General features: G+C 66.4%; 22 protein-coding genes. 12 read left to right on the top strand and 10 right to left on the bottom strand.

The window, feature by feature from the left end; genetic code table 11:
• Positions 1-22: 22 nt before the first annotated feature.
• Positions 23-1,642, bottom strand: a complete 1,620-nt coding sequence (locus tag QU595_RS17875) for a GMC family oxidoreductase (protein WP_315924328.1) — start codon at positions 1,640-1,642, stop codon at positions 23-25.
• 213 nt (positions 1,643-1,855) lie between these two features.
• Here QU595_RS17875 and QU595_RS17870 point away from each other — a divergent pair, with 213 nt between their 5' ends.
• Positions 1,856-2,254 (top strand): acyl-CoA thioesterase, encoded by a 399-nt coding sequence (locus QU595_RS17870; RefSeq protein ID WP_315924326.1) that lies wholly within the window; start codon positions 1,856-1,858, stop codon positions 2,252-2,254.
• Positions 2,255-2,269: 15 nt separating this feature from the next.
• Here QU595_RS17870 and QU595_RS17865 read toward each other — a convergent pair whose 3' ends face one another.
• Positions 2,270-2,641 carry a helix-turn-helix domain-containing protein gene (locus QU595_RS17865; RefSeq protein ID WP_315924324.1) on the bottom strand — a complete coding sequence of 124 codons (372 nt, stop codon included), beginning with the start codon at positions 2,639-2,641 and terminating at the stop codon, positions 2,270-2,272.
• Positions 2,642-2,726: 85 nt separating this feature from the next.
• On the opposite strand from QU595_RS17865, the gene QU595_RS17860 reads away from it, so the two are divergent.
• Positions 2,727-3,332 carry an NADPH-dependent FMN reductase gene (locus QU595_RS17860; RefSeq protein WP_315924322.1) on the top strand — a complete coding sequence of 202 codons (606 nt, stop codon included), beginning with the start codon at positions 2,727-2,729 and terminating at the stop codon, positions 3,330-3,332.
• An 82-nt stretch (positions 3,333-3,414) separates the two neighbouring features.
• Here the strand turns inward: QU595_RS17860 and QU595_RS17855 are convergent, their stop codons facing one another.
• The 3 genes from QU595_RS17855 to QU595_RS17845 form a co-directional block, all read right to left on the bottom strand.
• A complete protein-coding gene (locus QU595_RS17855) occupies positions 3,415-4,725 on the bottom strand; it encodes a hemolysin family protein (RefSeq protein WP_315924320.1) in 1,311 nt (436 codons plus the stop codon).
• A 194-nt stretch (positions 4,726-4,919) separates the two neighbouring features.
• On the bottom strand, positions 4,920-5,933 hold the full coding sequence (locus QU595_RS17850) for an extensin family protein (RefSeq protein ID WP_315924318.1): 1,014 nt from the start codon (positions 5,931-5,933) through the stop codon (positions 4,920-4,922).
• 97 nt (positions 5,934-6,030) lie between these two features.
• Positions 6,031-6,993, bottom strand: a complete 963-nt coding sequence (locus tag QU595_RS17845) for an extensin family protein (RefSeq protein ID WP_315924316.1) — start codon at positions 6,991-6,993, stop codon at positions 6,031-6,033.
• Between the two features lie 176 nt (positions 6,994-7,169).
• Here QU595_RS17845 and QU595_RS17840 point away from each other — a divergent pair, with 176 nt between their 5' ends.
• Together QU595_RS17840 and greA are read left to right on the top strand one after the other, a co-directional pair.
• A complete protein-coding gene (locus tag QU595_RS17840; protein ID WP_315924314.1) occupies positions 7,170-7,520 on the top strand; it encodes a DMT family protein in 351 nt (116 codons plus the stop codon).
• A 179-nt stretch (positions 7,521-7,699) separates the two neighbouring features.
• Positions 7,700-8,173 carry a transcription elongation factor GreA gene (gene greA, locus QU595_RS17835; protein WP_315924312.1) on the top strand — a complete coding sequence of 158 codons (474 nt, stop codon included), beginning with the start codon at positions 7,700-7,702 and terminating at the stop codon, positions 8,171-8,173.
• Positions 8,174-8,473: 300 nt separating this feature from the next.
• Here greA and waaC read toward each other — a convergent pair whose 3' ends face one another.
• The 4 genes from waaC to QU595_RS17815 form a co-directional block, all read right to left on the bottom strand.
• Positions 8,474-9,466, bottom strand: coding sequence for a lipopolysaccharide heptosyltransferase I (waaC, locus tag QU595_RS17830; protein WP_315924310.1), 993 nt, complete (start codon positions 9,464-9,466; stop codon positions 8,474-8,476).
• Complete coding sequence (gene waaF, locus QU595_RS17825; protein WP_315924307.1) at positions 9,463-10,470, bottom strand: lipopolysaccharide heptosyltransferase II; 1,008 nt, start codon at positions 10,468-10,470, stop codon at positions 9,463-9,465. The genes waaC and waaF overlap by 4 nt, the downstream gene beginning before the upstream one ends.
• Positions 10,443-11,393 carry an ADP-glyceromanno-heptose 6-epimerase gene (rfaD, locus tag QU595_RS17820; RefSeq protein WP_315924306.1) on the bottom strand — a complete coding sequence of 317 codons (951 nt, stop codon included), beginning with the start codon at positions 11,391-11,393 and terminating at the stop codon, positions 10,443-10,445. The genes waaF and rfaD overlap by 28 nt, the downstream gene beginning before the upstream one ends.
• A gap of 87 nt (positions 11,394-11,480) precedes the next feature.
• Complete coding sequence (locus tag QU595_RS17815) at positions 11,481-12,362, bottom strand: lysophospholipase (protein WP_315924304.1); 882 nt, start codon at positions 12,360-12,362, stop codon at positions 11,481-11,483.
• 263 nt (positions 12,363-12,625) lie between these two features.
• Here QU595_RS17815 and rfaE1 point away from each other — a divergent pair, with 263 nt between their 5' ends.
• Genes rfaE1 through QU595_RS17785 form a run of 6 tightly spaced genes read left to right on the top strand, consistent with a single transcriptional unit; the run spans position 12,626 to position 17,782 of the window.
• Complete coding sequence (gene rfaE1, locus QU595_RS17810) at positions 12,626-14,116, top strand: D-glycero-beta-D-manno-heptose-7-phosphate kinase (RefSeq protein WP_315924529.1); 1,491 nt, start codon at positions 12,626-12,628, stop codon at positions 14,114-14,116.
• 1 nt (position 14,117) lies between these two features.
• The gene (locus tag QU595_RS17805) at positions 14,118-14,690 is read left to right on the top strand and encodes an SIS domain-containing protein (RefSeq protein WP_315924302.1); all 573 of its coding nucleotides are present in this window, start codon (positions 14,118-14,120) and stop codon (positions 14,688-14,690) included.
• Positions 14,691-14,695: 5 nt separating this feature from the next.
• The gene (locus QU595_RS17800) at positions 14,696-15,334 is read left to right on the top strand and encodes an HAD family hydrolase (protein ID WP_315924300.1); all 639 of its coding nucleotides are present in this window, start codon (positions 14,696-14,698) and stop codon (positions 15,332-15,334) included.
• Positions 15,331-16,074: a glycosyltransferase family 2 protein gene (locus QU595_RS17795; RefSeq protein ID WP_315924298.1), complete on the top strand. Its 744-nt coding sequence runs from the start codon at positions 15,331-15,333 to the stop codon at positions 16,072-16,074. The genes QU595_RS17800 and QU595_RS17795 overlap by 4 nt, the downstream gene beginning before the upstream one ends.
• Positions 16,071-16,958, top strand: a complete 888-nt coding sequence (locus tag QU595_RS17790) for a glycosyltransferase family 25 protein (RefSeq protein ID WP_315924296.1) — start codon at positions 16,071-16,073, stop codon at positions 16,956-16,958. The genes QU595_RS17795 and QU595_RS17790 overlap by 4 nt, the downstream gene beginning before the upstream one ends.
• A 56-nt stretch (positions 16,959-17,014) precedes the next feature.
• Positions 17,015-17,782, top strand: a complete 768-nt coding sequence (locus QU595_RS17785; protein ID WP_315924294.1) for an FkbM family methyltransferase — start codon at positions 17,015-17,017, stop codon at positions 17,780-17,782.
• 32 nt (positions 17,783-17,814) lie between these two features.
• On the opposite strand, the gene QU595_RS17780 is transcribed toward QU595_RS17785, so the two are convergent.
• Positions 17,815-18,288, bottom strand: a complete 474-nt coding sequence (locus QU595_RS17780; protein ID WP_315924292.1) for an Lrp/AsnC family transcriptional regulator — start codon at positions 18,286-18,288, stop codon at positions 17,815-17,817.
• A gap of 242 nt (positions 18,289-18,530) precedes the next feature.
• Here QU595_RS17780 and trxB point away from each other — a divergent pair, with 242 nt between their 5' ends.
• Both trxB and QU595_RS17770 read left to right on the top strand, forming a co-directional pair.
• Positions 18,531-19,505, top strand: a complete 975-nt coding sequence (trxB, locus tag QU595_RS17775; protein ID WP_315924290.1) for a thioredoxin-disulfide reductase — start codon at positions 18,531-18,533, stop codon at positions 19,503-19,505.
• Between the two features lie 88 nt (positions 19,506-19,593).
• The gene (locus tag QU595_RS17770; RefSeq protein WP_315924288.1) at positions 19,594-20,490 is read left to right on the top strand and encodes a LysR family transcriptional regulator; all 897 of its coding nucleotides are present in this window, start codon (positions 19,594-19,596) and stop codon (positions 20,488-20,490) included.
• Positions 20,491-20,787 lie beyond the last annotated feature (297 nt).

Raw genomic sequence — 20,787 nt, 5'->3', positions numbered from 1 at the left:
GGCGAATAAGGGGTGGCCTGCTTCACTGGCTCCAATCCTCCAGGACCATCTGGGCGCCTTTCCAGCCGGTCATGATGGACGCGGCGTTGGTGTTGCCGGCGATGTTGTCGGGAAAAATGGACGCATCGATGACGCGCAGACCCGAAAGCCCGTGCACGCGCAGGCGCGGATCGACGACGGCGCGCGCCGGATCCGGCCCCATGCGGCAGGTCGAGACCGGATGATAGACGGTGCCCGAACGCTTCCTGAAATCCTGAATCAGGTCGGCGTCGGAAGTGATTGAAGGACCGGGCAAAACCTCTTCCTCGATGATCTCGGCGATGGGCGGCTGGGCGGCGATGCGGCGCAGGAATTTCACCGCGTCGAGCATTTCCGAGACGTCCTCGTTGGTGGAATAGGCGTTCGGCGAGATCCGCGGCGCGGCAAAGGGATCAGCCGAGCGGATCATGATCTCGCCCCGGCTGGAAGGCCGGCAGTTCGACAGGCCGATGGAGAAGCCCGGCCACGGGTCCGGCGACAGGATCGGCCGCTCGCCGCTCCTCGGGATGACGGTCGAGAAGGCCTGGAAGTAAAGCTGCATGTTGGGGCGCGGCTGGTCCGGATCGGTGCGGAAAAAACCGCCGCCCTGGTTCATCGACATGGAAAGCGGCCCCGTGCGCATCAGCAGATAGCGCGTGCCGACCAGCGCCTTGCCCCACCAGGGACGCAGGATCTGGTTGAGCGTCGGCACCTTGCCTTTCCAGGTGTAGTTGATGCCCTGGTGGTCCTGGAGGTTGCGGCCGACATTCTCCAGCGCCTGCACCACCGGGATATCGAGCCCGGCAAGCAGTTCGGCCGGGCCCACGCCCGACAATTGCAGCAGTTGCGGGGAATTCACCGAGCCTGCCGAGACGATCACCTCGCGGCCGGAGAGCGCCCGCTTCGTCTCGCCGTTCTGGCGGTATTCGACGCCGACGGCGCGCCTGCCGTCGAACAGGATCCTCGTCGCGTGCGCACCGGTCTCGACGCGCAGGTTCTTCCTGCGCATCGCCGGGAGCAGGAAAGCGCGCGCCGCCGACATGCGCCGGCCGTTGCGGGTGCTGATCTGGTAGACGCCGACGCCTTCCTGGCGCGCGCCGTTGAAGTCCTCGTTCAGCGGCAATCCGGCCATCTGGGCGGCGGCGAGATAGCGCCGGGTCAGCGGATGGATTTTTTCGCGGTTGTCGGTGACGTGGACCGGACCGTCCTGGCCGCGCCATTCGTCGGCGCCGGCCTGGTTGTGCTCGATGGCCTTGAAGGCCGGCAGCACGTCCCGGTAGCCCCAGCCGGGATTGCCGGCCGCCTCCCAGGCATCGAAATCCTCGCGCGCGCCGCGGATCCAGACCATGGCGTTGATCGAGCTCGAACCGCCCAGCAGCTTGCCGCGCGGCCAGTGGTCGGCATTGCCGGCGAGGCCGGAGTCGGGCTCAGCGCGATAGTTCCAGTTGACGGCAGGGTCGAAGAAGGTCTTGCCGTAGCCCAGCGGCATCTGCACGTAGAAGCGGCGGTCGCTGCCGCCGGCTTCCAGAACCAGCACCGAGAGGCGGCCCGAGGCGGAAAGCCTTTCGGCCAGCACCGAGCCGGCCGAGCCGGAGCCGACGATGACGAAGTCGTAAGTCTGCATAACCTGCGGAATCCGCGCCGAATCCATGGCAGCGTAGCGGCTGGGCCCGGCGGGGGGCATCAAGGCGACCGGCATTCGCTGTGAAAAAAGCGACGGTCGCCGCCCTTGCCTCGCCTCGTGGGGAGGGGTGCCGTTGTACGGCGGTGCGGCGTTGACGCGCCGCCGGCGCGGGGCTACGGCATCAGCCACGGCGACGCGGAAGGGAACTCATCGATGGTGCACTATGTGGACGGAAGCAAGCCGCTCGGGGAACTGACGCTGAGGACGCTGGCCATGCCTTCGGACGCCAATGCGGCCGGCGACATTTTCGGCGGCTGGGTGATGGCGCAGATGGACCTTGCCTGCGGCATCCGCGCCGCCGAGCGTGCCCGCGGCCGCGTGGTGACGGCGGCGGTGAAGGAAATGTCCTTCGCCAAGCCGATGAAAATCGGCGACACACTGTGCATCTATTCGCATATTGACCGGGTGGGCCGCACCTCGATGGTGCTCAAGGTCGAAGCCTGGGCGCAGCGTTACCTCTCCGACATCATGGAGAAGGTCACGCATGCCGACTTCGTCATGGTGGCGCTGGACGAGACCGGCAGGCCCAAGCCGGTGCCGCCCGAAGCCTGAGACATTTAGAGCCGTTCAGGCCGCCATCTCGCCGTCGAAGCGCCGCCGGGCCGCATTGACGCGGCTCATATTGGCCATGGCCCATTCCGCCAAGCCCTTGACCGGAACCAGCAATTCGCGCCCGAGATCGGTCAGCTCGTAGTCCACGCGCGGTGGGATCGTGGGGAAGACGGTGCGGGTGACGAAGCCGTCGCGCTCCAGCGAGCGCAGCGTGGTCGTCAGCATTTTCTGCGAGATGCCGCCGATCGCATGCCGCAATTCGTTGAAGCGCATGGGGCCGTCGCCCAGCCGGCGCACGACCAGCAGGGACCATTTGTCGCCGATGCGCTGCAGGATTTCCGAGACGGCGCGGCAGTCCTCGGTGTTGTGAAGGTGCGCAGGTTTCAAAAAAGTGCCTCCTTGCATATCGGGTTCATGGTCTCTCATATAGCGCAGGTATCTATTGGATACCAGACTTTCAAAGGAGCCCCCCATGTCCAAGCCGAAAATCGGCATCATCGTCGGTTCGACGCGCGCCGCGCGCTTCGCCGACAAGCCCACCGAATGGATCGCCAAGATCGCCAAGTCCCATGCCGACATCGAGGTCGAGGTCGTGGACCTGCGCGACTATCCGATGCCGTTCTTCGACGAGGTCGCGTCGTCTGCCTGGGTGCCGTCGCAGAACGAAGTGGCGTTGCGCTGGCAGAAGAAGGTGCAGGACCTCGACGGGTTCATCGTCGTCGCCGCAGAATACACGCACGGCCCGACGGCGGTGCTCAAGAACGCCCTCGACTATGCCGTCACCGAATGGAACAAGAAGCCCGTCGGCTTTGTTGGCTATGGCGGCGTCGGCGCCGCGCGCGCCATCGAGCAGCTTCGCCTGAACGTCATCGAGCAGCAGATGGTGCCGGTGAAGTCGGCGGTCCACATCACCTGGGGCGATTACATCGCCGTCAAGCAGGACGAGAAGAAGCTGGAGGAGCTGGAACACCTCAACCAGACGGCGCAGGCGCTGGTCAACGACGTCGCCTGGTGGGCGAAGCTCCTGAAAAAGGCCCGGGCCGACGAGGCCGTCGCGGAAGAAGCGAAGGCTGCCTGAGCCTCAAATCAGGCAAAGATTCCTCCCAAGGAAGCTCAAGGGCGGCAGCGATGCCGCCCTTTTTTCATGCCGATGCTGCAGGTCAGAACATCACTTCCCGCTGGCCGGGAACGAGGCGCGTGGCGATGACCTTGTCGATGCGGCGCCCGTCCATGTCCACCACCTCGAAGCGCCAGCCGCCGGCGTCCACCGTCTCGCCGGTGGTGGGCAGGTGATGCAGGTAGGACAGCACGTGGCCGGCGACGGTCTCGTAGTCGCGGTCCTCCGGCAGGTCGATGCCGAGCAGGTCGGCCATCTCGTCGGCCGGCATGTAGCCGGCGAGCAGCCATGAGCCGTCCTCGCGCTGCACGGCGTTTTCCTCCTCGTCGCCCGCGTCGAGGTCGGAGCGGAACACGCCGGTGATCGCCTCCAATATGTCGGCTGGCGTGACGATGCCCTCGAAATGGCCGTACTCGTCGTGGACGAGCGCCATCGGCACGTCCGATTCCTTCAGCCGGGCCAGCACGTCGAGCGCGTCGGCCTGGTCGTAGACGATCGGCGCGGCGCGCACGAATTTGCGGACGTCGAAGGCGCGCCCGGCCAGCAGCGAGGCCAGGACCTCGCGGGTCTGGACCACGCCCACCATGGCGTCGACGCCTTCGCCCGCCGGCAGGCGCGAGTGCTGCGTGTCCGTCAGAAGCTTGCGGATGGCGGCGTCGCCGGCCTCCAGATTGATCCAGTCGACCTCGGTGCGCGGCGTCATCACCGCGCGCACGGCTCGGTCGCCGAGGCGCATCACGCCGGCGATCATGCGGCGCTCGTCCGATTCGATGGTGCCGTGGTGCTCGGCTTCGGCGACCAGCATCTTGATCTCGTCGTCGGTCACCTTCTCCTCGCCGGCGCCGTGCTGGCCGAGTAGCCACAGCAGTCCCCGGCTGGAGACGTCGAGCAGGAACACCAGAGGGGCTGCGATCCTGGCCAGCGTCCGCATGGCGGGCGCGGCCCTCACCGCGACGCGCTCGGGATTGCGCAGCGCGATCTGCTTGGGCACCAATTCGCCCGCCACCAGCGAGAAATAGGTGATGACGGCCACGACAACGCCGACGCCGATCGGGTCGGCAAGGCGGCTGCTCAGGCCCGCGGAAGCCAGGAAGGCAGACAGCCTCTGGCCGAGCGTGGCGCCGGAGAACGCGCCCGACAGCACGCCGACCAGGGTGATGCCGATCTGTACCGAAGACAGGAATTTCCCGGGGTCGCCGCCAAGTTCCAGCGCGCTTGCCGCACCGCGCACGCCACGGTCGATCATGGCTTTCAGGCGGGCCGGACGGGCGGAAACGATGGCGAGTTCGGACATCGACAGGAGGCCGTTCACGCAGATGAGCACGACCACGATGGCGATTTCGATATAGATCATGATGGAGGCTCAATAGAGCATTTTGCGGCAAGGTGGAATCACCTAGCGCCGCACAAATTCGGCCAAGCCCCGAACCGGCGCGAAACGGGCGTCACCGCGCGGACGGCCGGCCGCTTCGCAAGGCGGCCGCTGCCGAACGGACTCACCATCCGGCGCTACCGCATTGTTGGCCGGGTGTTTTCGGCTCCGGCCGGCTAGCGGCAGGCGCGGTAGCCGTTGCGCCGGTTCTTGATGTCGAAATGGAAGTGGTTGCGATGGTCGTAATTGTAGCCGGGACCGAGCACGGTGGTGAAGTACTGGCAACCGTCGGCGCGCACGGTGTTGAGGAAGCCGCGCGTGCGGAAGGCGAACAGGCCGGGCTTGCGCACGTCGATATTGTCGCCGTTGGTCAGGTCGATGCTCATCACATCGATGGCGTTGCCCTTTCCATGTTCGGACAGGGTGCGCTCGCCGGCGATGTTGCGGCAGGAATAGGAGCCCGCACGGATGGCCCTGACTCCCGACCAGTAGCGCCAGCGTGCGGCCGGAACCAGTTCGTTCTTTGTCCATGAGGCGAAGGTGGCGGCCATGTTGCAGGTGAGCGTCGCGGCCGGCCTCATCTGGATGGAGCCGATCGCGGTGACCCTGACCGGATGCGCGATGCCGCACTGGCCGCGGCCCTGGATCGGCGGAATGTCGGTATAGGTCACGCGCAGCCGCTTCAGTTCCCTGCGGCAATCGACCTCGTCCGCCGGGAACTGATCGGACGGCAGGGCGGGGCGATCGATGCGCGGATAGGCGACCGTCATCACCGGCGCGGGCGCTGCGGGCGCAGGCGCTGCCGGTTCGGCCATGGCAGGGCCGGAAACGGCCGGTTCGGAAATGGCGGGATCCGAAATCGCCGGCTGCGACATTTCGGGTGCCGATGCGGCTTCCGCGCCCGGGTCCTGCGGCGCATCCGGCGAAGCCGGGTCCGGATAGGACTGCTCCACCGGGGCCGCCGGCTGGTTCATGGGCGCGGGCGGCAGTTGCCGGCGTAGCTCGGGATAGGGCGCCACGGCTGCGGTCTGCGTGCCGACATCGACCGCAGGCGTCAGGTTGAAGACATCGCCGGTCGTGCAGGCCGAGACCGCCGCGACGGCGGCTGCCGCCAGCATCGGAGAGGCAAATCGCATGTGCCGCAATGTCCGGGCCGCGAGCGTCGCCGCGGCGCAAAATATCTTCGCCATCGTCGGTTCCCGTCCCCTCGGGAAGCGATTCTAAGCGGCAACGGTAAAGGAAAGATCAGCGTCGGAATTCATCGCTGCGGCCAAATTGCGGCCGCGCTCAGTCGCAGAAGGCGCCGCCGTCGCGGCGCGGTTGCAGGTCGAGATGCAGGTGCAATTCATGGTCGGCGTCGCTGCCGGGGCCGAGCACGGTCTTGAACGGTCCGCAGGCTGCGTTGCGCACCTTGTCGAGGAACTTCTTTTCCTTCTCGGACGGCGACGGCTTCACGTCCACCGCCGTGCCGTCCTCCAGCGTGAAGCGGGCGATGTCGAGCGCGTTGCCGAAGGCGTGCTCCGACAACTTGCCGCCGGCATGGCGCGGCCGGCAGACATAGGCGGACGCCTGCCCGATCGTCTTCACGGGCGAGCCGAGTTCGGCCTTGGCGGCCGGCGACACGACTTCGCCGGCGAAGCGGGCGGCGGCTTCGGCCATGGCGCAGTTCATCTCGGCGTCGGGCTCGAGGGCGATCGAGGCGCCCAGATTCTTCACGATCAGCGGGTAGGGGATGGAACAGCCGATGCCGGGATCGTGTTCGGGACCATGCTCCTCGAAGGAAACGCCGAGCGCCTTCAGCCTGTCGCGGCAGGCCAGTTCCCCGGCGGGCATCTTGTCCGCCGGCACTTCATTCGAACGCGGATCGGGCGCGACCGGTTTCGGCTCCGGCGGTCCTGCCTCCTTTTCGGCGTCCGCCGGCTTCTCCGGCGGTTTCGGCGCCTGCTCGGGCGGGGTGCCCGGCTTCTGCTCCTCCTGCGCATCGGCTGGCCGCGGCTGAGGGACAGGGGCTTCGGTGGAGGCGGGCGGTTGCTGCTGCGGCGGTTCGGGCGCGACGGGAGCCGCCTCTTCCTTCAATTCCGGCAGCGGCGCCGTGGCCGGCAGGCGCGGCCAATCCTGCCCGTACGATCTCAAATGCCCATGCGATCCGGGATGCCTGTGCGATCTGGCCGAAGACGGCGCGGTGGCCAGCGAAAGGGCCACGACCGAGACAAAAAGGGCGGCAATCTTGCGAAGTCCGGGTGCCGTCATGAGGCCTAAACGACATCGCACCGCCAAGGTTGCCCGCGCGCGATCGCCTTTCGATCACAATGGGTTACGGCTTTGTCACGGTTCGGCGAAGTTGGGGCGAGGCGGCGCGAATCCGGTTGACCGGCTTCGCGCGAGGCGCAACAAGGCGTTCCCGCCCTCATTCCACGGTTTTCCCGATGGCCCTGCTGCTTTCGCCCCGCGTGCTGCCCGTGCTGATGCTCGTTGCCTCGAACGTGTTCATGACGTTCGCCTGGTACGGGCACCTGAAGTTCAAGACCTCGCCGATCTGGATCGCGGTGATCGCGAGCTGGGGCATCGCCTTCTTCGAATACTGGCTTGCGGTGCCGGCCAACCGCATCGGCAGCCAGGCCTATCCGGCGGCGGAGCTGAAGACGATCCAGGAGGTGGTGACGCTGTCGGTTTTCGCGGTCTTTTCCGTATTCTACCTGAAAGAGGCGCTGACCTGGAACCATGCTTTCGGTTTCGCGCTGATCGCCATTGGAGCCGCCTTCATTTTCCGCGGCTGAAGCGCAACCAAAATCAGCCGACTGAATTTTTGGGCGTGAAAAGCGCGCGAAGATCGCTATATTTGAAGAATCTATGGTGAGACGGTTCCGTCAGTTCGACCTGCCGGGCCGTTTTCTTTTTGTACCTGTCGACAGAAGCCGCTCCCGAAAAGGCGGGGGCGGACGCGGAAAGGAGAGCCATGAACAAGGTGCCGATGACCGGTGGGGGATTCGAAACCCTGAAGGAGGAATTGCGCTGGCGCCAGCAGGAGGAGCGTCCACGCATCATCGAGGCGATCTCCGAGGCGCGCTCCCATGGCGACTTGTCCGAAAATGCGGAATACCACGCCGCCAAGGAGTCGCAGAGCCTCAACGAGGGCCGGGTCGCCGAGCTGGAGGACCTGATCGCGCGCGCCGAGGTGATCGACGTGTCGAAGCTCTCGGGCGACAAGATCAAGTTCGGCGCCACCGTGGTTCTCGTCGACGAGGATACGGAAGAGAAGAAGACCTACCAGATCGTCGGCGACCAGGAAGCGGACGTGAAGTCCGGCCGCATCTCCATTTCCTCGCCCATCGCGCGCGCGCTGATCGGCAAGGAAGTCGGCGACGCGGTGGAAGTCAACGCGCCGGGCGGCGCGCGCGGCTACGAGATCGTGCAGGTCCAGTTCGTCTAGAGGCCATTTGCAGCCAAGTGGGATCACTTGGCGTCGCACACATGCGCCAATCAATCAGATAGACCATGATGTCGTCCAAAAGCCGCTTCGCACTTCTCGGCATCATGGTCTAGCACAGCCAGGCACTTAATTCCTCAGCGTCATCCCGGCCAACGGAGCGACAGCGACCGCGAGCCGGATCCATTCCGTGACGTGACCGGACCGTCGCGGCGATTTACTTGCAGCGTTCCGGAACGGATCCCGGATAGCCGTTCTCAGCCACGCTTCGACGGCGTCCGGGATGACGGCCCGCAGGAGGCCTCAGATTTCCGCGGTGGCCTCGCGGAGGCCGAGTTGCCGCTCGGCTTCTTCCACCACCTCGGCGGGCGTGACGCGTCCGCCCTTTTCCGCCACCAGCGTCGATGAGAACGGGCCGCGCGGGCCGGTCAGCCCGGGTTCGGTGGTCAGGAACACGGCCACGGTCGGCAGGCCGTAGGCGCTGGCCAGATGCGTCAAGCCGGTGTCTGCGCCGATCACCAGCGTCGCCCGGCCGACCAGGCCGGCGATTTCGGCGAGCGGCGATTTCGGCAGCACCATGGTCTGCGGCACGGCCTGCGCGATCGCTTCGGCCACCGCCTTTTCCTTTTCGTTCGACCAGGTGGTGACCGGAACCAGGCCCTTCCCGGCCAGCAGGCGCGCGGTTTCGGCCCAGTCGGCGGCCGGCCATTTCTTGTCATCGCGGCTGGTGCCGTGCAGCAGGAAGGCGATGTTTCCTTCCGGCAAGGCAGGGCCGCCGGCAGGCGCCACGATGCCGGACTCCAGCACCGGAAGGTCGGGCTCGTAGCCCAGCGCCAGACCGAACAGGCGGCGCGTGCGCTCTATGGCATGAAGGTCGCGGGGAACCGCATAGCGCTGGTCGTAGAGGCGCGAGGCCGCCGGTTCGCGAATGCTTTTGGCGTCGAAGCCGGATACCGGCGCGCCGGCCAGTTTCGCCACCAGCGCCGACTTCAACAGCCCCTGCGCGTCGATGACCAGGTCGTAGTTCGCCGCCCGCAGCGCGCGGCGCAGCTCGGCCGCCTCGCGCCATGTCCCGCCGGCAAGCAGCGCCTTGCGCCAGCGCCGCAGCGCCACCTTGTGGATGGTGCCGACGGCCGGATGCAGCGCCACGATGCCGGCGAAGGCGTCCTCCACGCACCAGTCGAAGGAGATGTCCGGCCGCGCGCGGCGGGCGTCCTCTAGCGCGGGAAAGGTATGGATGACGTCGCCCATGGAGGACGTCTTGACGATCAATATTTTCGCGGGCGGGACCGTCATGCGGCGGCCGCCGGGGCCAAAAGCCGCTCCGCCGCCGCGGCGACCAGCGAAACGTCCAGCGTCTTCAGGCAGTTGAGATGGCCGAGCGGGCATTCCTTCTTGTGGCAGGGCGAGCAGGAGAGGCCGAGCCACACCAGTTCGCGCCGTTCGGACAGCGGCGGCGTGTTTTCCGGCGAGGTCGAGCCGTAGACGGCGATGATGGGCGTGCCGACGGCGGCGGCGACATGCATCAGGCCGCTGTCGTTGGAGACGGCGAGCCGCGCGCCGGCAATGAGGTCGATGGCGTCCTCGATGCGGGTGTGGCCGGCAAGGTCGAGCGCGCCGGGAGCCAGTGCGGCGATCTCGGCGGTGACCGGCGCGTCGTTCTTCGAGCCGAGCAGCACGACGCGAAAGCCTTTGCCCATCATGCGCCTGGCGAAGATGGCGTAGCTTTCGGCGGGCCAGCGCTTGGCAGGGCCGAACTCGGCGCCGGGCATCAGCGCGACATAATTGCCGGCCTCAAGCCCGTGTCTGGCCAGGAGTTCCGCCTGGTTGGCCGCGTCCACGGTCAGGTGGGGCGCGCGAAAGGTGCCGCCGCGCGCCAGATTGAAGAAGCCTTGCGCGGTGCGGCGCTTCAGCTCGGCCGGCAGCGGCACGATGTCGGTCAAGAGGCCGTAGCGCATTTCGCGCAGGTAGCCGACGCGGCGCGGGATGCGCGCGAAGTAAGGAACCAGCGCGGATTTCCAGCTTCCCGGCAGCACATAGGCCTGTTCGTAGCGGCCGCGCAGCGAAAGGCCCAGGCGGCGGCGCGCGCCGAGATCGAGCTTGCCGCGCGAGAAGGGCAGGTCGATGCGCTGGCGCACTTCCGGCATGCGCGCGACCAGGGGTGCTGCCCAGCCTGGCGCCATGACGTCGATCGCGGCATCGGGATATTGTTCGCGCAAGCCCGAGAACAGGCACTGCGCCATCACCATGTCGCCCACCCAGCTCGGGCCGATTACGAGGATGGCCGGGCCTTCAGCCATTCCACATAATCCCTGACGCCGGTTTCCACGTCGCGGAAGCGGCCGTTGTAGCCCGCGCCGCGCAGGCGCGACATGTCGGCTTGCGTAAAGCTCTGGTAGCTGCCCTTCAGATGGTCGGGGAAGTCGATATATTCGATCTCGCCCTTGCCGAGCGCGCCGATCACCGTTTCCGCCACCGCGCGGAACGGCTGGGCGCGGCCGGTGCCGCAGTTGAAGATGCCGCTCGCGCCACGCTTCCACAGCCACAGGTTCACGTCGGCCACGTCGCCGACATGGATGAAGTCGCGGCTCTGGCCGCCGGCCTCGTAGCCGCCATAGGCGCCGAACAGCTTCGGGTTCTCGCCGCGCCCGACCTGGTTGAACAGGTGGAAGGCGACCGAGGCCATGCTGCCCTTGTGCTGCTCGCGCGGGCCGTAGACATTGAAGTAACGCAGGCCCGCCACCTGCGAATGCTCGGTGCCGAACACGTTGCGGCGCACATAGTCGTCGAACAGCTTCTTCGACCAGGCATAGACGTTGAGCGGGCGTTCGAACTCCGGCTCCTCGCGAAACTCGGAACCACCGCCATAGACCGAAGCGGAAGAGGCGTAGATGAGAGGGATGCGGGCGGCGAGGCAGGCCGCCAGCAGGCGCTTCGAATAGGCGTAGTTCACGTCCATCATGAACCTGCCGTTCCACTCGGTGGTGGTCGAACAGGCGCCCTGATGGAACACCACCTCGATCCCGCCCAGCGTTCCGGCCTCCAGCGCGGGCAGGAATTCGTCCTTGTCGAGATAGTCGGCGACGGACAGGTCGGCCAGGTTGAAGATCTTGCGGCCGTCGGTCAGGTCGTCCACGACGATGATGTCGTCGCGACCCTCGGCGTTGAGGGCGGCGACGATGTTGGAGCCGATCATGCCGGCGCCGCCGGTAACGACGATCATCTGGGCCTCGGGAGCAGGTGCAAATCGCGGCCCTTATAGGGGAGCCGGCGTGGCCTGTCGAGAAAGGCGCACGGCCGGGTTGCGGTTTCAGGCAAGGCTTTCGACGCCGCTGCGCCAGGCGCCGGGCAGATGCGTCTCGATCCAGTTCCTGACGTCGCCCATCACCTCCTCCCTGCCGAGGTCGTTCAGCAGGTCGTGATAGTGCCCCTCATAGAGCTTCAGGGTCTTGTCGGGCGAGCCGGCATTGTCGAGAAAGAACCGGCTGCCGGCGGGTCTGGTCGCCTTGTCCGCCGTGCCGTGCAGGATCAGCAGCGGCAGGGTGATCCTGGGGAACTCCTTCTTCAGCCGCTCGTCGGCTCGGGCAAGTTCCGCCACCGTCTTCGTGGGCTGGGTTTCGTGGGCGATCAGCGGGTCCTCGTCCATCGCCTTGACCGCGGCCGGGTCGCGCGAGAAATCGGCGTTCTTCAGGTGCAGCACATGGGCGTGCGGGGCGATGTGGCTCAAGCCCTTCAGCGCGGCGATGGCGAAATCCGGCGCCGGCACCTGGAAGGCGAAGCTCTCGCAGATCAGCCCGGCCAGCCCCGACTGGTGCTCGAGGGCATAGAGGCAGGAAACGACGCCGCCCGCGCTGTGCCCGAGCAGGTAGACGGGCAGGCCCGGGTCGCGCGCCTTGGCGATCTTCACCAGATCGTCCACGTCGCCGACATAGTCCGAAATGCTTTCGACATAGAAGCGCTCGCCGTCGGACTTGCCGCGCCCGCGCAGGTCGATCGCATAGGCCGCGAGGTCGGCGGCGGCCAGTTGCGCTGCCACCCACAGATAATAGCCGCTGTGCGAATTGAAGCCGGGCACGATGACGACCACGCCGCGCGGCGGATTTGCCGGGCGCAGCGCGCGGAACGCAATGGAGAGGCCGCCGGCGCCCTCGAATTTTTCTTCCTTCACGGTGTTTTCGGAAAGCCTGGCCATGGAATTCCCCTCGGGTGAAACGGCGCGGCAAGAACCGGTCCGGTTGCGGCGGAAGGCGAAGCAGGCACTGAATGCGTGTGATGCGGCTGTCGCCCTGTTCGCGGCCCGGCTGGGGGCGGAAAGCAGATGCGGGCGCATCGCATCAGCAAAGCATAATGCATTGCCCTTCGCGCGCAACGGGCGAATCGGCGGGATCGCGGCGCGGTCGCATGGCGCCGCTCGCCCCGTTGCGCTGTCCCGATTTGCGGTATATCGCCTTCGCCATGAGCCAAGCGTATCCGCCGTCTCCGCAAAGCCTGCACCGCGCCGTGGCGGCCTTTCCGGGCCTGACCGTGCTGGTGGCGGGCGATCTCATCCTCGACCGCTTCGTCAACGGCGTGATCGAGCGCATTTCGCCGGAAGCGCCGATCCCGGTGCTGCACGGGCGCGGCGAGAGCCTTGCGCTCGGCGGCGCGGGCAATGTCGTGGCCAACATCGTATCATTGGGCGCGGCGGCCGTTCCCGTCTCGGCGGTGGGCGAGGACACCGCCGGCCGCACGGTGATGCGCCTGCTCGAAGAACTGGGCGCCGGCACGGAAGGACTTCTTGCCACGCGGGAGCGCATGACCTCGGCCAAGAGCCGCTTCAGCGCCCTGAACCAGCAGGTGCTGCGCTTCGACGAGGAGGAGGTGCGCGCGCTCGACGCGGCCGAGCGGTCCGCGTTGATCGCGCGGTTCCGGGCCGCGCTGGCGCGCTGCGACATCGTCATCCTGTCCGACTACGGCAAGGGCGTGCTGCTGGACGGCGTCGCCGAGGAACTGATCGCCATCTGCCGCGCTGTCGGCAAGCCGGTGCTGGTCGATCCCAAGGGGCGCGACTATCGCCGCTATCGCGGCGCCACCGCCGTCACGCCCAACCGCAAGGAACTGGGCGAGGCGGTCGGCCGCATGGTGTTCACCGACGAGGAGGTGACGGAGGCGGCGCGCGAGCTGATCTCCGACTGCGGCTTCGATTTCGTGGTCGCCACCCGCAGCGAGAAGGGCATGAGCGTGGTGGACGCGCGTGAAGCGCACCACATCGCCACGCAGGCGCGCGAGGTGTTCGACGTGTCCGGCGCGGGCGATACGGTGATCGCCTCCTTCGCGCTGGCACTGGCGGCCGGGGCAGACCCGACCGAGGCGGCGGCCATCGCCAACGCGGCCGGCGGCGTCGTCGTCGGCAAGCGCGGCACCGCGCGGCTGACGGTGGAGGAACTCACCGGCGCGCTGCTGCGCTCGCAGGGCGCGGCCGCGCATCGCGACGCCATCCTGGACCGGGCGGGCGCCGAACGGCTGGTGGAAGCCTGGAAGCGGGAAGGGCTGGCGGTGGGCTTCACCAATGGCTGCTTCGACATCCTGCACGCCGGGCATGTCAGCCTGCTGCACGCCGCGCGCGCGCAGTGCGACCGGCTGGTGCTGGGGCTGAACAGCGATGCCTCGGTGACGCGGCTCAAGGGGGCTGGCCGGCCGGTCAACGACCAGCACGACCGCGCCTGCGTGCTCGCCGCGCTCGCTTCGGTGGACGCCGTGGTGGTGTTCGAGGAGGACACGCCGCTGGCGCTGATCGAGGCGCTGAAGCCGGATATTCTGGTCAAGGGCGCGGACTACACCATCGACCAGGTGGTCGGCGCCGACGTGGTGCAGAAGGCGGGCGGGCGCGTGGTGCTGGTCGATCTCGTCGCGGGAAAAAGCACCACGGGCACGATCGGCAAACTGCGCGCCGGCAACGGGAACTGAAATGTCGAAGCTGAACGATTACCTGACGCGTTCCGCCGCCGCCATCACGGCGATGGTCGAGCGCGACCTGTCCGGCGCGATGGACAAGGCCGCCGATGCCGTGGTGGGGGCGCTTTCGCAAGGCAAGGCGTTCCTCATCTGCGGCAATGGCGGCTCGGCCAGCGACGCCATCCACATCGCCGGCGAACTGGTCGGGCGTTTCCTCAAGGAGCGCAAGGCCTACAACGTCATCGCCCTGCCGGCCAACGCGGCGGTGCTGACGGCCTGGGGCAACGACTACGGCTTCGACACCGTGTTTTCGCGGCAGGTGGAGGCGCATGGCGCACCGGGCGCGGTGCTTTTGGCCATCTCCACCAGCGGCAATTCGCCCAGCATCCTCGCCGCCGCCGAACAGGCGCGCGCCATGGACATGACCGTCATCGCCATGACCGGCGACACCGGCGGCAAGCTGGCGCCGCTGGCCGATATATTGCTCAACGTGCCTTCCACCTCGACGCCGATCATCCAGCAGGGGCATCTGTGCCTCTACCATCATCTGTGCGAGGTCGTGGAAGCCCGGCTCTCCAACGGGTAAGGGCCATGGCCGAGACGGCGCGGCCTGCGCGCCACCCGCTGGAGGGACCGGGGCTGTGGGTCGAGCGGGTCGGGGCGAGGAGCTTTCCGGCCGGCCGCCCGGCGCTGTTCCTCGACCGCGACGGCACCATAAATATCGATACCGGCTATCCGTCCGATCCCGAGGCCGTCGCGCTGCGCCAGGAGATCGTGCCGGCGATCCGCGCCGCCAACGAGGCCGGCCTGCCGGTGGTGGTGGTGACCAACCAGTCCGGCATCGCGCGCGGCTATTACGGCTGGGATGAATTCGCGGCGGTGAACGGCCGCGTGCTCGCGCTGCTCGCCGAGCAGGGCTGCGAAGTGGACATGGTGCTGGCCTGCGCCTACCACGAGGCGGGCAAGGGCGCGCTGGGCGTCGCCGGCCATCCCATGCGCAAGCCCAATCCCGGCATGCTGCTGCGCGCGGCGGAAATCCTTAAACTCGATCTTTCCCGCTCGCTCATGGTGGGCGACAAGGCGGACGACATGGAGGCCGGGCGCCGGGCGGGGCTGCCCGGGCTGTTTCTCGCCGGCGCTTCCGAAGACGACGGCGAAGCCCTTGGCGACCGGATCGCGGCCGAGATCGCGGCGCTTCGCGGAACGGACGGCGGCCGGCACGCGCGATGAGCCTCTCCGTCATCCTCATCACCAAGAACGAGGAGGCGCATATCGCCGCCTGCCTGGAAAGCGTCGCCTTCGCCGACGAGATCGTGGTGGTGGACAGCGGCAGCACCGACCGCACGGTCGAAATTGCGCAGAGCCTCGGCGCGAAGGTGACGGTGACCGCAGACTGGCCGGGCTTCGGACCGCAGAAGCAGCGCGCGCTGGACCTCGCCACGGGCGACTGGGTGCTTTCCATCGACGCGGACGAGCGCATCCCGGACGCCCTGCGCGACGAGATTCTCGCCGCAACGGCAAAGGGAAGCCGAACGGGCTTCCGGCTGAACCGCCTGTCATGGTTCCTCGGTCGGCCGATGCGGCACGGCGGCTGGCATCCCGACCGCGTGCTCCGGCTGGCGCTGCGGACGAAGGCCCGGTTCAGCGACGATATCGTGCACGAAAGGCTGACCGTGGACGGCGCCGTCGGCGATCTGAAGGAGCCGATGCTCCACTACAGCTATGCCTCCGTGGACGACGTGCTGCGCAAGATGCGCGCCTATGCGCTCGCCACCGCGGCCGAACGCCGGGCGAGGGGCGTGAAGGGCGGCGTGGGCGTCGCGATTGCCCGCTCGCTGTTCGGGTTCTGCAAGGCCTATGTGCTGCGCGCCGGTTTTCTCGACGGGAAACGCGGCTTCCTCGCCGCCGTCTTCAAGGCGCAGGAAACGTTCTGGCGCTACGTGGCGGTTGAATCGGAGCGCGAGGGATGAAGGTCTACTTCATCAACCTGGATCGTTCGCCTGAAAGACGAGGCTGGTTCGAGGCCCAGGCAGCGCGATTGGGGCTGGACGCGGTCCGGATAGAAGCGGTGGATGCCCGGCAGTTGCCGGACATCGAGATCGAACGCTTGCGTGGCTTGTCTTCTGGCCGGAATTCGCTCTCGCCGGGCGAGATCGGCTGTTTTTTGAGCCATCGCAAGATCTGGCAAGCGGTCCTTGACGGAGCCGATGAGTGGGCGTTCGCGGCGGAGGACGACCTCCATCTGGCGCAAGACGCGGCAAGGTTCATCAACGACGGCGGATGGATCCCGCTGGGGGCCGATCTCGTCAAGGCCGAAACCAATCTCCAACAGACGATAGAGCTTTCCTGGCGCGTGGCCGGACATCCTTTTGATCGCGAACTCAGGCGGCTGCGATCGTTCCATTATGGGTCCGGCGGTTACTTCATCTCGAGAGGAGCCGCCGTGCATTTGCTGTCATTTAGCGAGAACCGTTGCGAACCCCTGGACGTGATCCTGTTTTCGCCCGTTCTCGGCTCGCTCAGGCAATTGCACGTGCTGCAACTTAGTCCGGCCATCTGCCTCCAGGACGTCTTCGTGGCCGCCGATCCCGATGCCAGCGAGCTCGCCAGCCTGATTGAGAAGGAGCGTTTCGGGTTCCGCAAAAGCGATCCCGGCAAGGCGAAGGGGCGCGCGAAGGTCTGGCGCGAAACCAGACGGGTGGCGCGGCAGCTTGCATATCCCGTCCGCAGGTTCTGGCTCTGGGTTACCGGGCAAGCGATTTTCCGCATCGTTCCCGTCAGGCTGAGCGTGCCAGACAATCGGTGGACGGTGCAGCCGCATATGCAGGTTCCCATCAATACCGAAGTTCGCTAGAGCGAGGTGTTTCAGGCGCCTGCCGGCGTCAAGTATCCGAACGGAGAGCGCAGGGCATGGGGTTTCGCAAGAGTTTGCGGCGTTTGAAGAAGCGGACGTCCAACGCCCTCGATGCGCTCCGGCTCGACGAGACGAGCTATCGGCTGGATATCCGCGAGATCGCCGGGTTCAAGGTCGCTCTCCGACAAGGAACCGCCGACGAGTCGGTCGTGGACGAGAGTTTCGATCAGGACATCTTCTTTTCAGGCGTTCCCGAATACCTGTCGCGCGAAGACGATGTCGTGATCGATGTCGGCGCGCATATCGGAACGTTTTCGCTTCTGGCGGCGCGCAGGTCGCCGCGCGGCACGGTCCATGCCATCGAAGCCAGCCGCGAAAGCTACAATTATCTCACCGTGAACGCGGCGCTGAACGGCCTTGGCAATCTGAAGCCGCATTTGCTGGCGCTGTCGAATTCCCAAGGGACAGTCACCCTGCATCATGACAGCGGAAACTGGGGCCACTCCATCATGAAGCGGCTTTCGGCGAAGGGAGAGCAGGTCAAGGCCGATACGCTTGGCCATTTTATGGAGGAGAACGGGATCGAACGTTGCTCCTTCGTGAAGTTCAATTGCGAAGGCGCGGAATTCCCGATTCTCATGAACGCAGCGGATGATGATCTTGCGAAGATCGACATGATGTTGATCCTGTATCATGAAGACTTGGCCGAGGGCTTCAAGGCTGACCGGCTCATCGACAGGCTGACAAGTGCCGGTTTCGCAACGAAAGTCAGGAAACAGGAAAAACTCAGGGGCTGGATCATCGCGCAACGCAAGGCAGCATAGCGACGGGATGGACGGCGATCCCGTAGAGGCTGCTATCCGATCGCCAGCAGCCCCTCGTCCTTGATCTGGCGGATGGTCAGCGCGGTGCGCACCGTGTCGACATTGGGCGAAGAGGTCAGTTCCTCGATGACGAAGCTCTGGAAGGTGCCGAGGTCGGCTGCCACGCAATGCAGCAGGAAGTCGGACTCGCCCGAGACCATCCAGGCCTCGCGCACGATCGGCCAGTTGCGCGTGCGCTCGGCGAATGTCTTCAGCTCGGCTTCCGACTGGTGCTTGAGGCCGATCAGGCAGAAGGCGACCACGTCCATGCCGAGCGCAGGGGCGTTGAGCAGCGCGCGGTAGCTGCGGATGATGCCGGTGTCCTCCAGCCGCTTGACCCGGCGCAGGCACGGCGGCGCGGATATGCCGACTCGTCGCGACAGTTCCACATTGGTCATGCGGCCGTCCTGCTGCAATTCCCGCAGGATCTTCCAATCGATGGCGTCGAGATCGGCCTTGATCGGCATTCGGGTCCCCTTGTTCCGCGCACCGCAACCGCGCAAGAATCTGTCGTTAGGCCGTACTTAAACGACTTTTCGCGCCGTGCCAGCCCTCGGCGCAAATAAGCGCGGGGAGGCCGCCGCGGCAGGCGGCGCAAGCTTTCAGGGGACACCGGAAGTCTGTCGCTTGCTGGCGAGGCAGCCAATCCCTACATTGTGCGCGACAAATTCCGGCCGCGCGTGGCGGCCCGCTCGCAGAAGGCCGCTCCATGACCGTCAAGCATGCGCCCGTCCTCATCATCGGTTCCGGACCCGCCGGCTATACGGCCGCCATCTATGCCGCCCGCGCGATGCTGAAGCCGATGCTGGTGGCCGGGCTGCAGCAGGGCGGGCAGCTGATGATCACCACCGACGTGGAGAACTATCCCGGCTTCGCCGACCCGATCCAGGGCCCGTGGCTGATGGGCGAGATGGCCAAGCAGGCCGAGCATGTCGGCACCGAGATCATCCACGACATCATCATGGAGGTCGACCTCGACGTCCGGCCCTTCGTCGCCAGGGGCGATTCCGGCACGGTCTACACCGCCGACGCGCTCATCATCGCCACCGGCGCGCAGGCGAAGTGGCTCGGCATCCCGTCCGAGCAGGCCTTCATGGGCTTCGGCGTTTCGGCCTGCGCCACCTGCGACGGTTTCTTCTATCGCGGCAAGGACGTGGCCGTGGTCGGCGGCGGCAATTCGGCCGTCGAGGAAGCGCTCTACCTGTCCAACCTGGCGAAGACCGTCACGGTCATCCACCGCCGCAGCGAATTCCGCGCCGAGCGCATCCTGCGCGAACGGCTGATGGCGAAGGATAACGTCCGCGTCATCTGGGACAGCGTGGTGGACGAGATCACCGGCCGGACCGGCAAGGCGCCGATGCCGCCCTCCGTCGAGGGGCTGAAGCTGCGCAACGTCGCCACCGGGCAGGAAAGCCTGCTGAAGGTGGACGGCGTGTTCGTCGCCATCGGCCACGCGCCGGCGGTGGAGCTGTTCGTCGGCAAGCTGAGGCAGAAGCCGAACGGCTATCTGTGGACGGAACCGAATTCGACGCGCACCGACGTGCCCGGCGTGTTCGCGGCAGGCGACGTCACCGACGACGTCTATCGCCAGGCGGTGACGGCGGCGGGTCTCGGCTGCATGGCGGCGCTCGAGGCGGAGAAATATCTGGCGGGCATAGAGGCACACAGGGAGGCGGCGGAGTAGGACAAAACGTCCTGCCCGATCCGGGTTTCTCCGGGTCGCAAAAAATCCGGATTCTTCCTACAGACGCCAAAACACAACGAGGGGAATCATGGCGCTGGATTGGGATAAACTACGCGTGTTTCACGCTGCGGCCGAAGCCGGCTCGTTTACCCATGCGGCCGAGACGCTGCACCTGTCGCAGTCGGCCATCTCGCGGCAGGTGAGCGCGCTGGAACACGATGTCGGCGTGCCGTTGTTCCACCGCCATGCGCGCGGCCTGGTGCTGACCGAGCAGGGCGAGATGCTCTATCGCACGGCGCATGACGTGCTGATGAAGCTGGAAACGATCAAGACCCGGCTGAGCGAGACCAAGGACAAGCCTTCCGGCATCCTGCGCGTGACCACCACCGTCGGCCTCGGCGCGGGCTGGCTGACCGACCGGCTGCAGCAGTTCATCGACCTCTATCCGGACATCCATGTCCAGCTCATCCTCGCCAACGAGGAACTGGACCTGACGATGCGCCAGGCGGACTGCGCGATCCGGCTGCGCCAGCCGCAGCAGCCGGACCTCATCCAGCGCCGCCTGTTCACCGTGCACTTCCACCTTTACGCCGCGCCTTCCTACATCGCACGGTTCGGCAAGCCCGCCTCCATCGCGGACCTGAAGAACCACCGCATCGTCACCTTCGGCGTGCCGGTGCCGACGCATCTGTCGGAACTCAACTGGCTGGAGACGCTCGGCGATTTCGAGGGCGGCCAGCGGGTGCCGACCCTCCAGATCAACGACATTCTGTCCATCAAGCGCGCCGTGCAGGGCGGCACGGGCATTGCCATGCTGCCCGACTACATGGTGGAAAAGGACGCCGGGCTGGTGCAGTTGCTGCCGGAGACCGAGGTTCCGTCCTTCGATACCTATTTCGCCTATCCGGACGCGATGAAGAACCAGGCCAAGCTGCATGTCTTCCGCGATTTCGTCATCGCCAAGGCGCGCAACTGGTCCTACTGAGCATCGCCGACAGCACCTTGCGCACCGGCCTGGAGCGCGGGGCGCCTCCGGCCCTCGCGCCGGCTGCCGCGAAATCAACGGCGTCGCCCTTTCGGCAACGAAACCGGCCGGCGCCGGCGTCGTGCCCGTTCCGGCAGCAGCCTTGCCGGCAAAACAGGCCCGGCCGGACGACCTTTCCTTCAAACGCCCCGGGACCTGCCCGATTGCAATGCAGCAAGCTCTTGCGCCTATTGGTTAATCGATTTTACTGGCCCTATGGCGGGCAAAAGTGCATTGGACCACAGACGTTCCGTTTTT

The organism is Mesorhizobium sp. SP-1A (assembly GCF_032460275.1).
Lineage (GTDB): Bacteria > Pseudomonadota > Alphaproteobacteria > Rhizobiales > Rhizobiaceae > Mesorhizobium.
The sequence above is the reverse complement of the archived record's forward strand: the minus strand, read 5'-3'. Positions and strand labels throughout refer to the sequence as shown.

What these genes read in the sequence shown, in the direction of transcription:
- rfaD (WP_315924306.1), bottom strand. Translation starts at nt 11,393, where the DNA reads ATGATCGTCGTTACCGGCGGCGCCGGCATGATCGGCTCCAACATCGTC.
- QU595_RS17870 (WP_315924326.1), top strand. Translation starts at nt 1,856, where the DNA reads ATGGTGCACTATGTGGACGGAAGCAAGCCGCTCGGGGAACTGACGCTG.
- QU595_RS17785 (WP_315924294.1), top strand. Translation starts at nt 17,015, where the DNA reads ATGGGGTTTCGCAAGAGTTTGCGGCGTTTGAAGAAGCGGACGTCCAAC.
- QU595_RS17845 (WP_315924316.1), bottom strand. Translation starts at nt 6,993, where the DNA reads ATGACGGCACCCGGACTTCGCAAGATTGCCGCCCTTTTTGTCTCGGTC.
- QU595_RS17805 (WP_315924302.1), top strand. Translation starts at nt 14,118, where the DNA reads ATGTCGAAGCTGAACGATTACCTGACGCGTTCCGCCGCCGCCATCACG.
- greA (WP_315924312.1), top strand. Translation starts at nt 7,700, where the DNA reads ATGAACAAGGTGCCGATGACCGGTGGGGGATTCGAAACCCTGAAGGAG.
- QU595_RS17790 (WP_315924296.1), top strand. Translation starts at nt 16,071, where the DNA reads ATGAAGGTCTACTTCATCAACCTGGATCGTTCGCCTGAAAGACGAGGC.
- QU595_RS17795 (WP_315924298.1), top strand. Translation starts at nt 15,331, where the DNA reads ATGAGCCTCTCCGTCATCCTCATCACCAAGAACGAGGAGGCGCATATC.
- QU595_RS17850 (WP_315924318.1), bottom strand. Translation starts at nt 5,933, where the DNA reads ATGGCGAAGATATTTTGCGCCGCGGCGACGCTCGCGGCCCGGACATTG.
- QU595_RS17840 (WP_315924314.1), top strand. Translation starts at nt 7,170, where the DNA reads ATGGCCCTGCTGCTTTCGCCCCGCGTGCTGCCCGTGCTGATGCTCGTT.
- QU595_RS17770 (WP_315924288.1), top strand. Translation starts at nt 19,594, where the DNA reads ATGGCGCTGGATTGGGATAAACTACGCGTGTTTCACGCTGCGGCCGAA.
- QU595_RS17800 (WP_315924300.1), top strand. Translation starts at nt 14,696, where the DNA reads ATGGCCGAGACGGCGCGGCCTGCGCGCCACCCGCTGGAGGGACCGGGG.
- QU595_RS17855 (WP_315924320.1), bottom strand. Translation starts at nt 4,725, where the DNA reads ATGATCTATATCGAAATCGCCATCGTGGTCGTGCTCATCTGCGTGAAC.
- rfaE1 (WP_315924529.1), top strand. Translation starts at nt 12,626, where the DNA reads ATGAGCCAAGCGTATCCGCCGTCTCCGCAAAGCCTGCACCGCGCCGTG.
- trxB (WP_315924290.1), top strand. Translation starts at nt 18,531, where the DNA reads ATGACCGTCAAGCATGCGCCCGTCCTCATCATCGGTTCCGGACCCGCC.
- QU595_RS17780 (WP_315924292.1), bottom strand. Translation starts at nt 18,288, where the DNA reads ATGCCGATCAAGGCCGATCTCGACGCCATCGATTGGAAGATCCTGCGG.
- waaC (WP_315924310.1), bottom strand. Translation starts at nt 9,466, where the DNA reads ATGACGGTCCCGCCCGCGAAAATATTGATCGTCAAGACGTCCTCCATG.
- QU595_RS17815 (WP_315924304.1), bottom strand. Translation starts at nt 12,362, where the DNA reads ATGGCCAGGCTTTCCGAAAACACCGTGAAGGAAGAAAAATTCGAGGGC.
- QU595_RS17860 (WP_315924322.1), top strand. Translation starts at nt 2,727, where the DNA reads ATGTCCAAGCCGAAAATCGGCATCATCGTCGGTTCGACGCGCGCCGCG.
- QU595_RS17875 (WP_315924328.1), bottom strand. Translation starts at nt 1,642, where the DNA reads ATGCAGACTTACGACTTCGTCATCGTCGGCTCCGGCTCGGCCGGCTCG.
- waaF (WP_315924307.1), bottom strand. Translation starts at nt 10,470, where the DNA reads ATGGCTGAAGGCCCGGCCATCCTCGTAATCGGCCCGAGCTGGGTGGGC.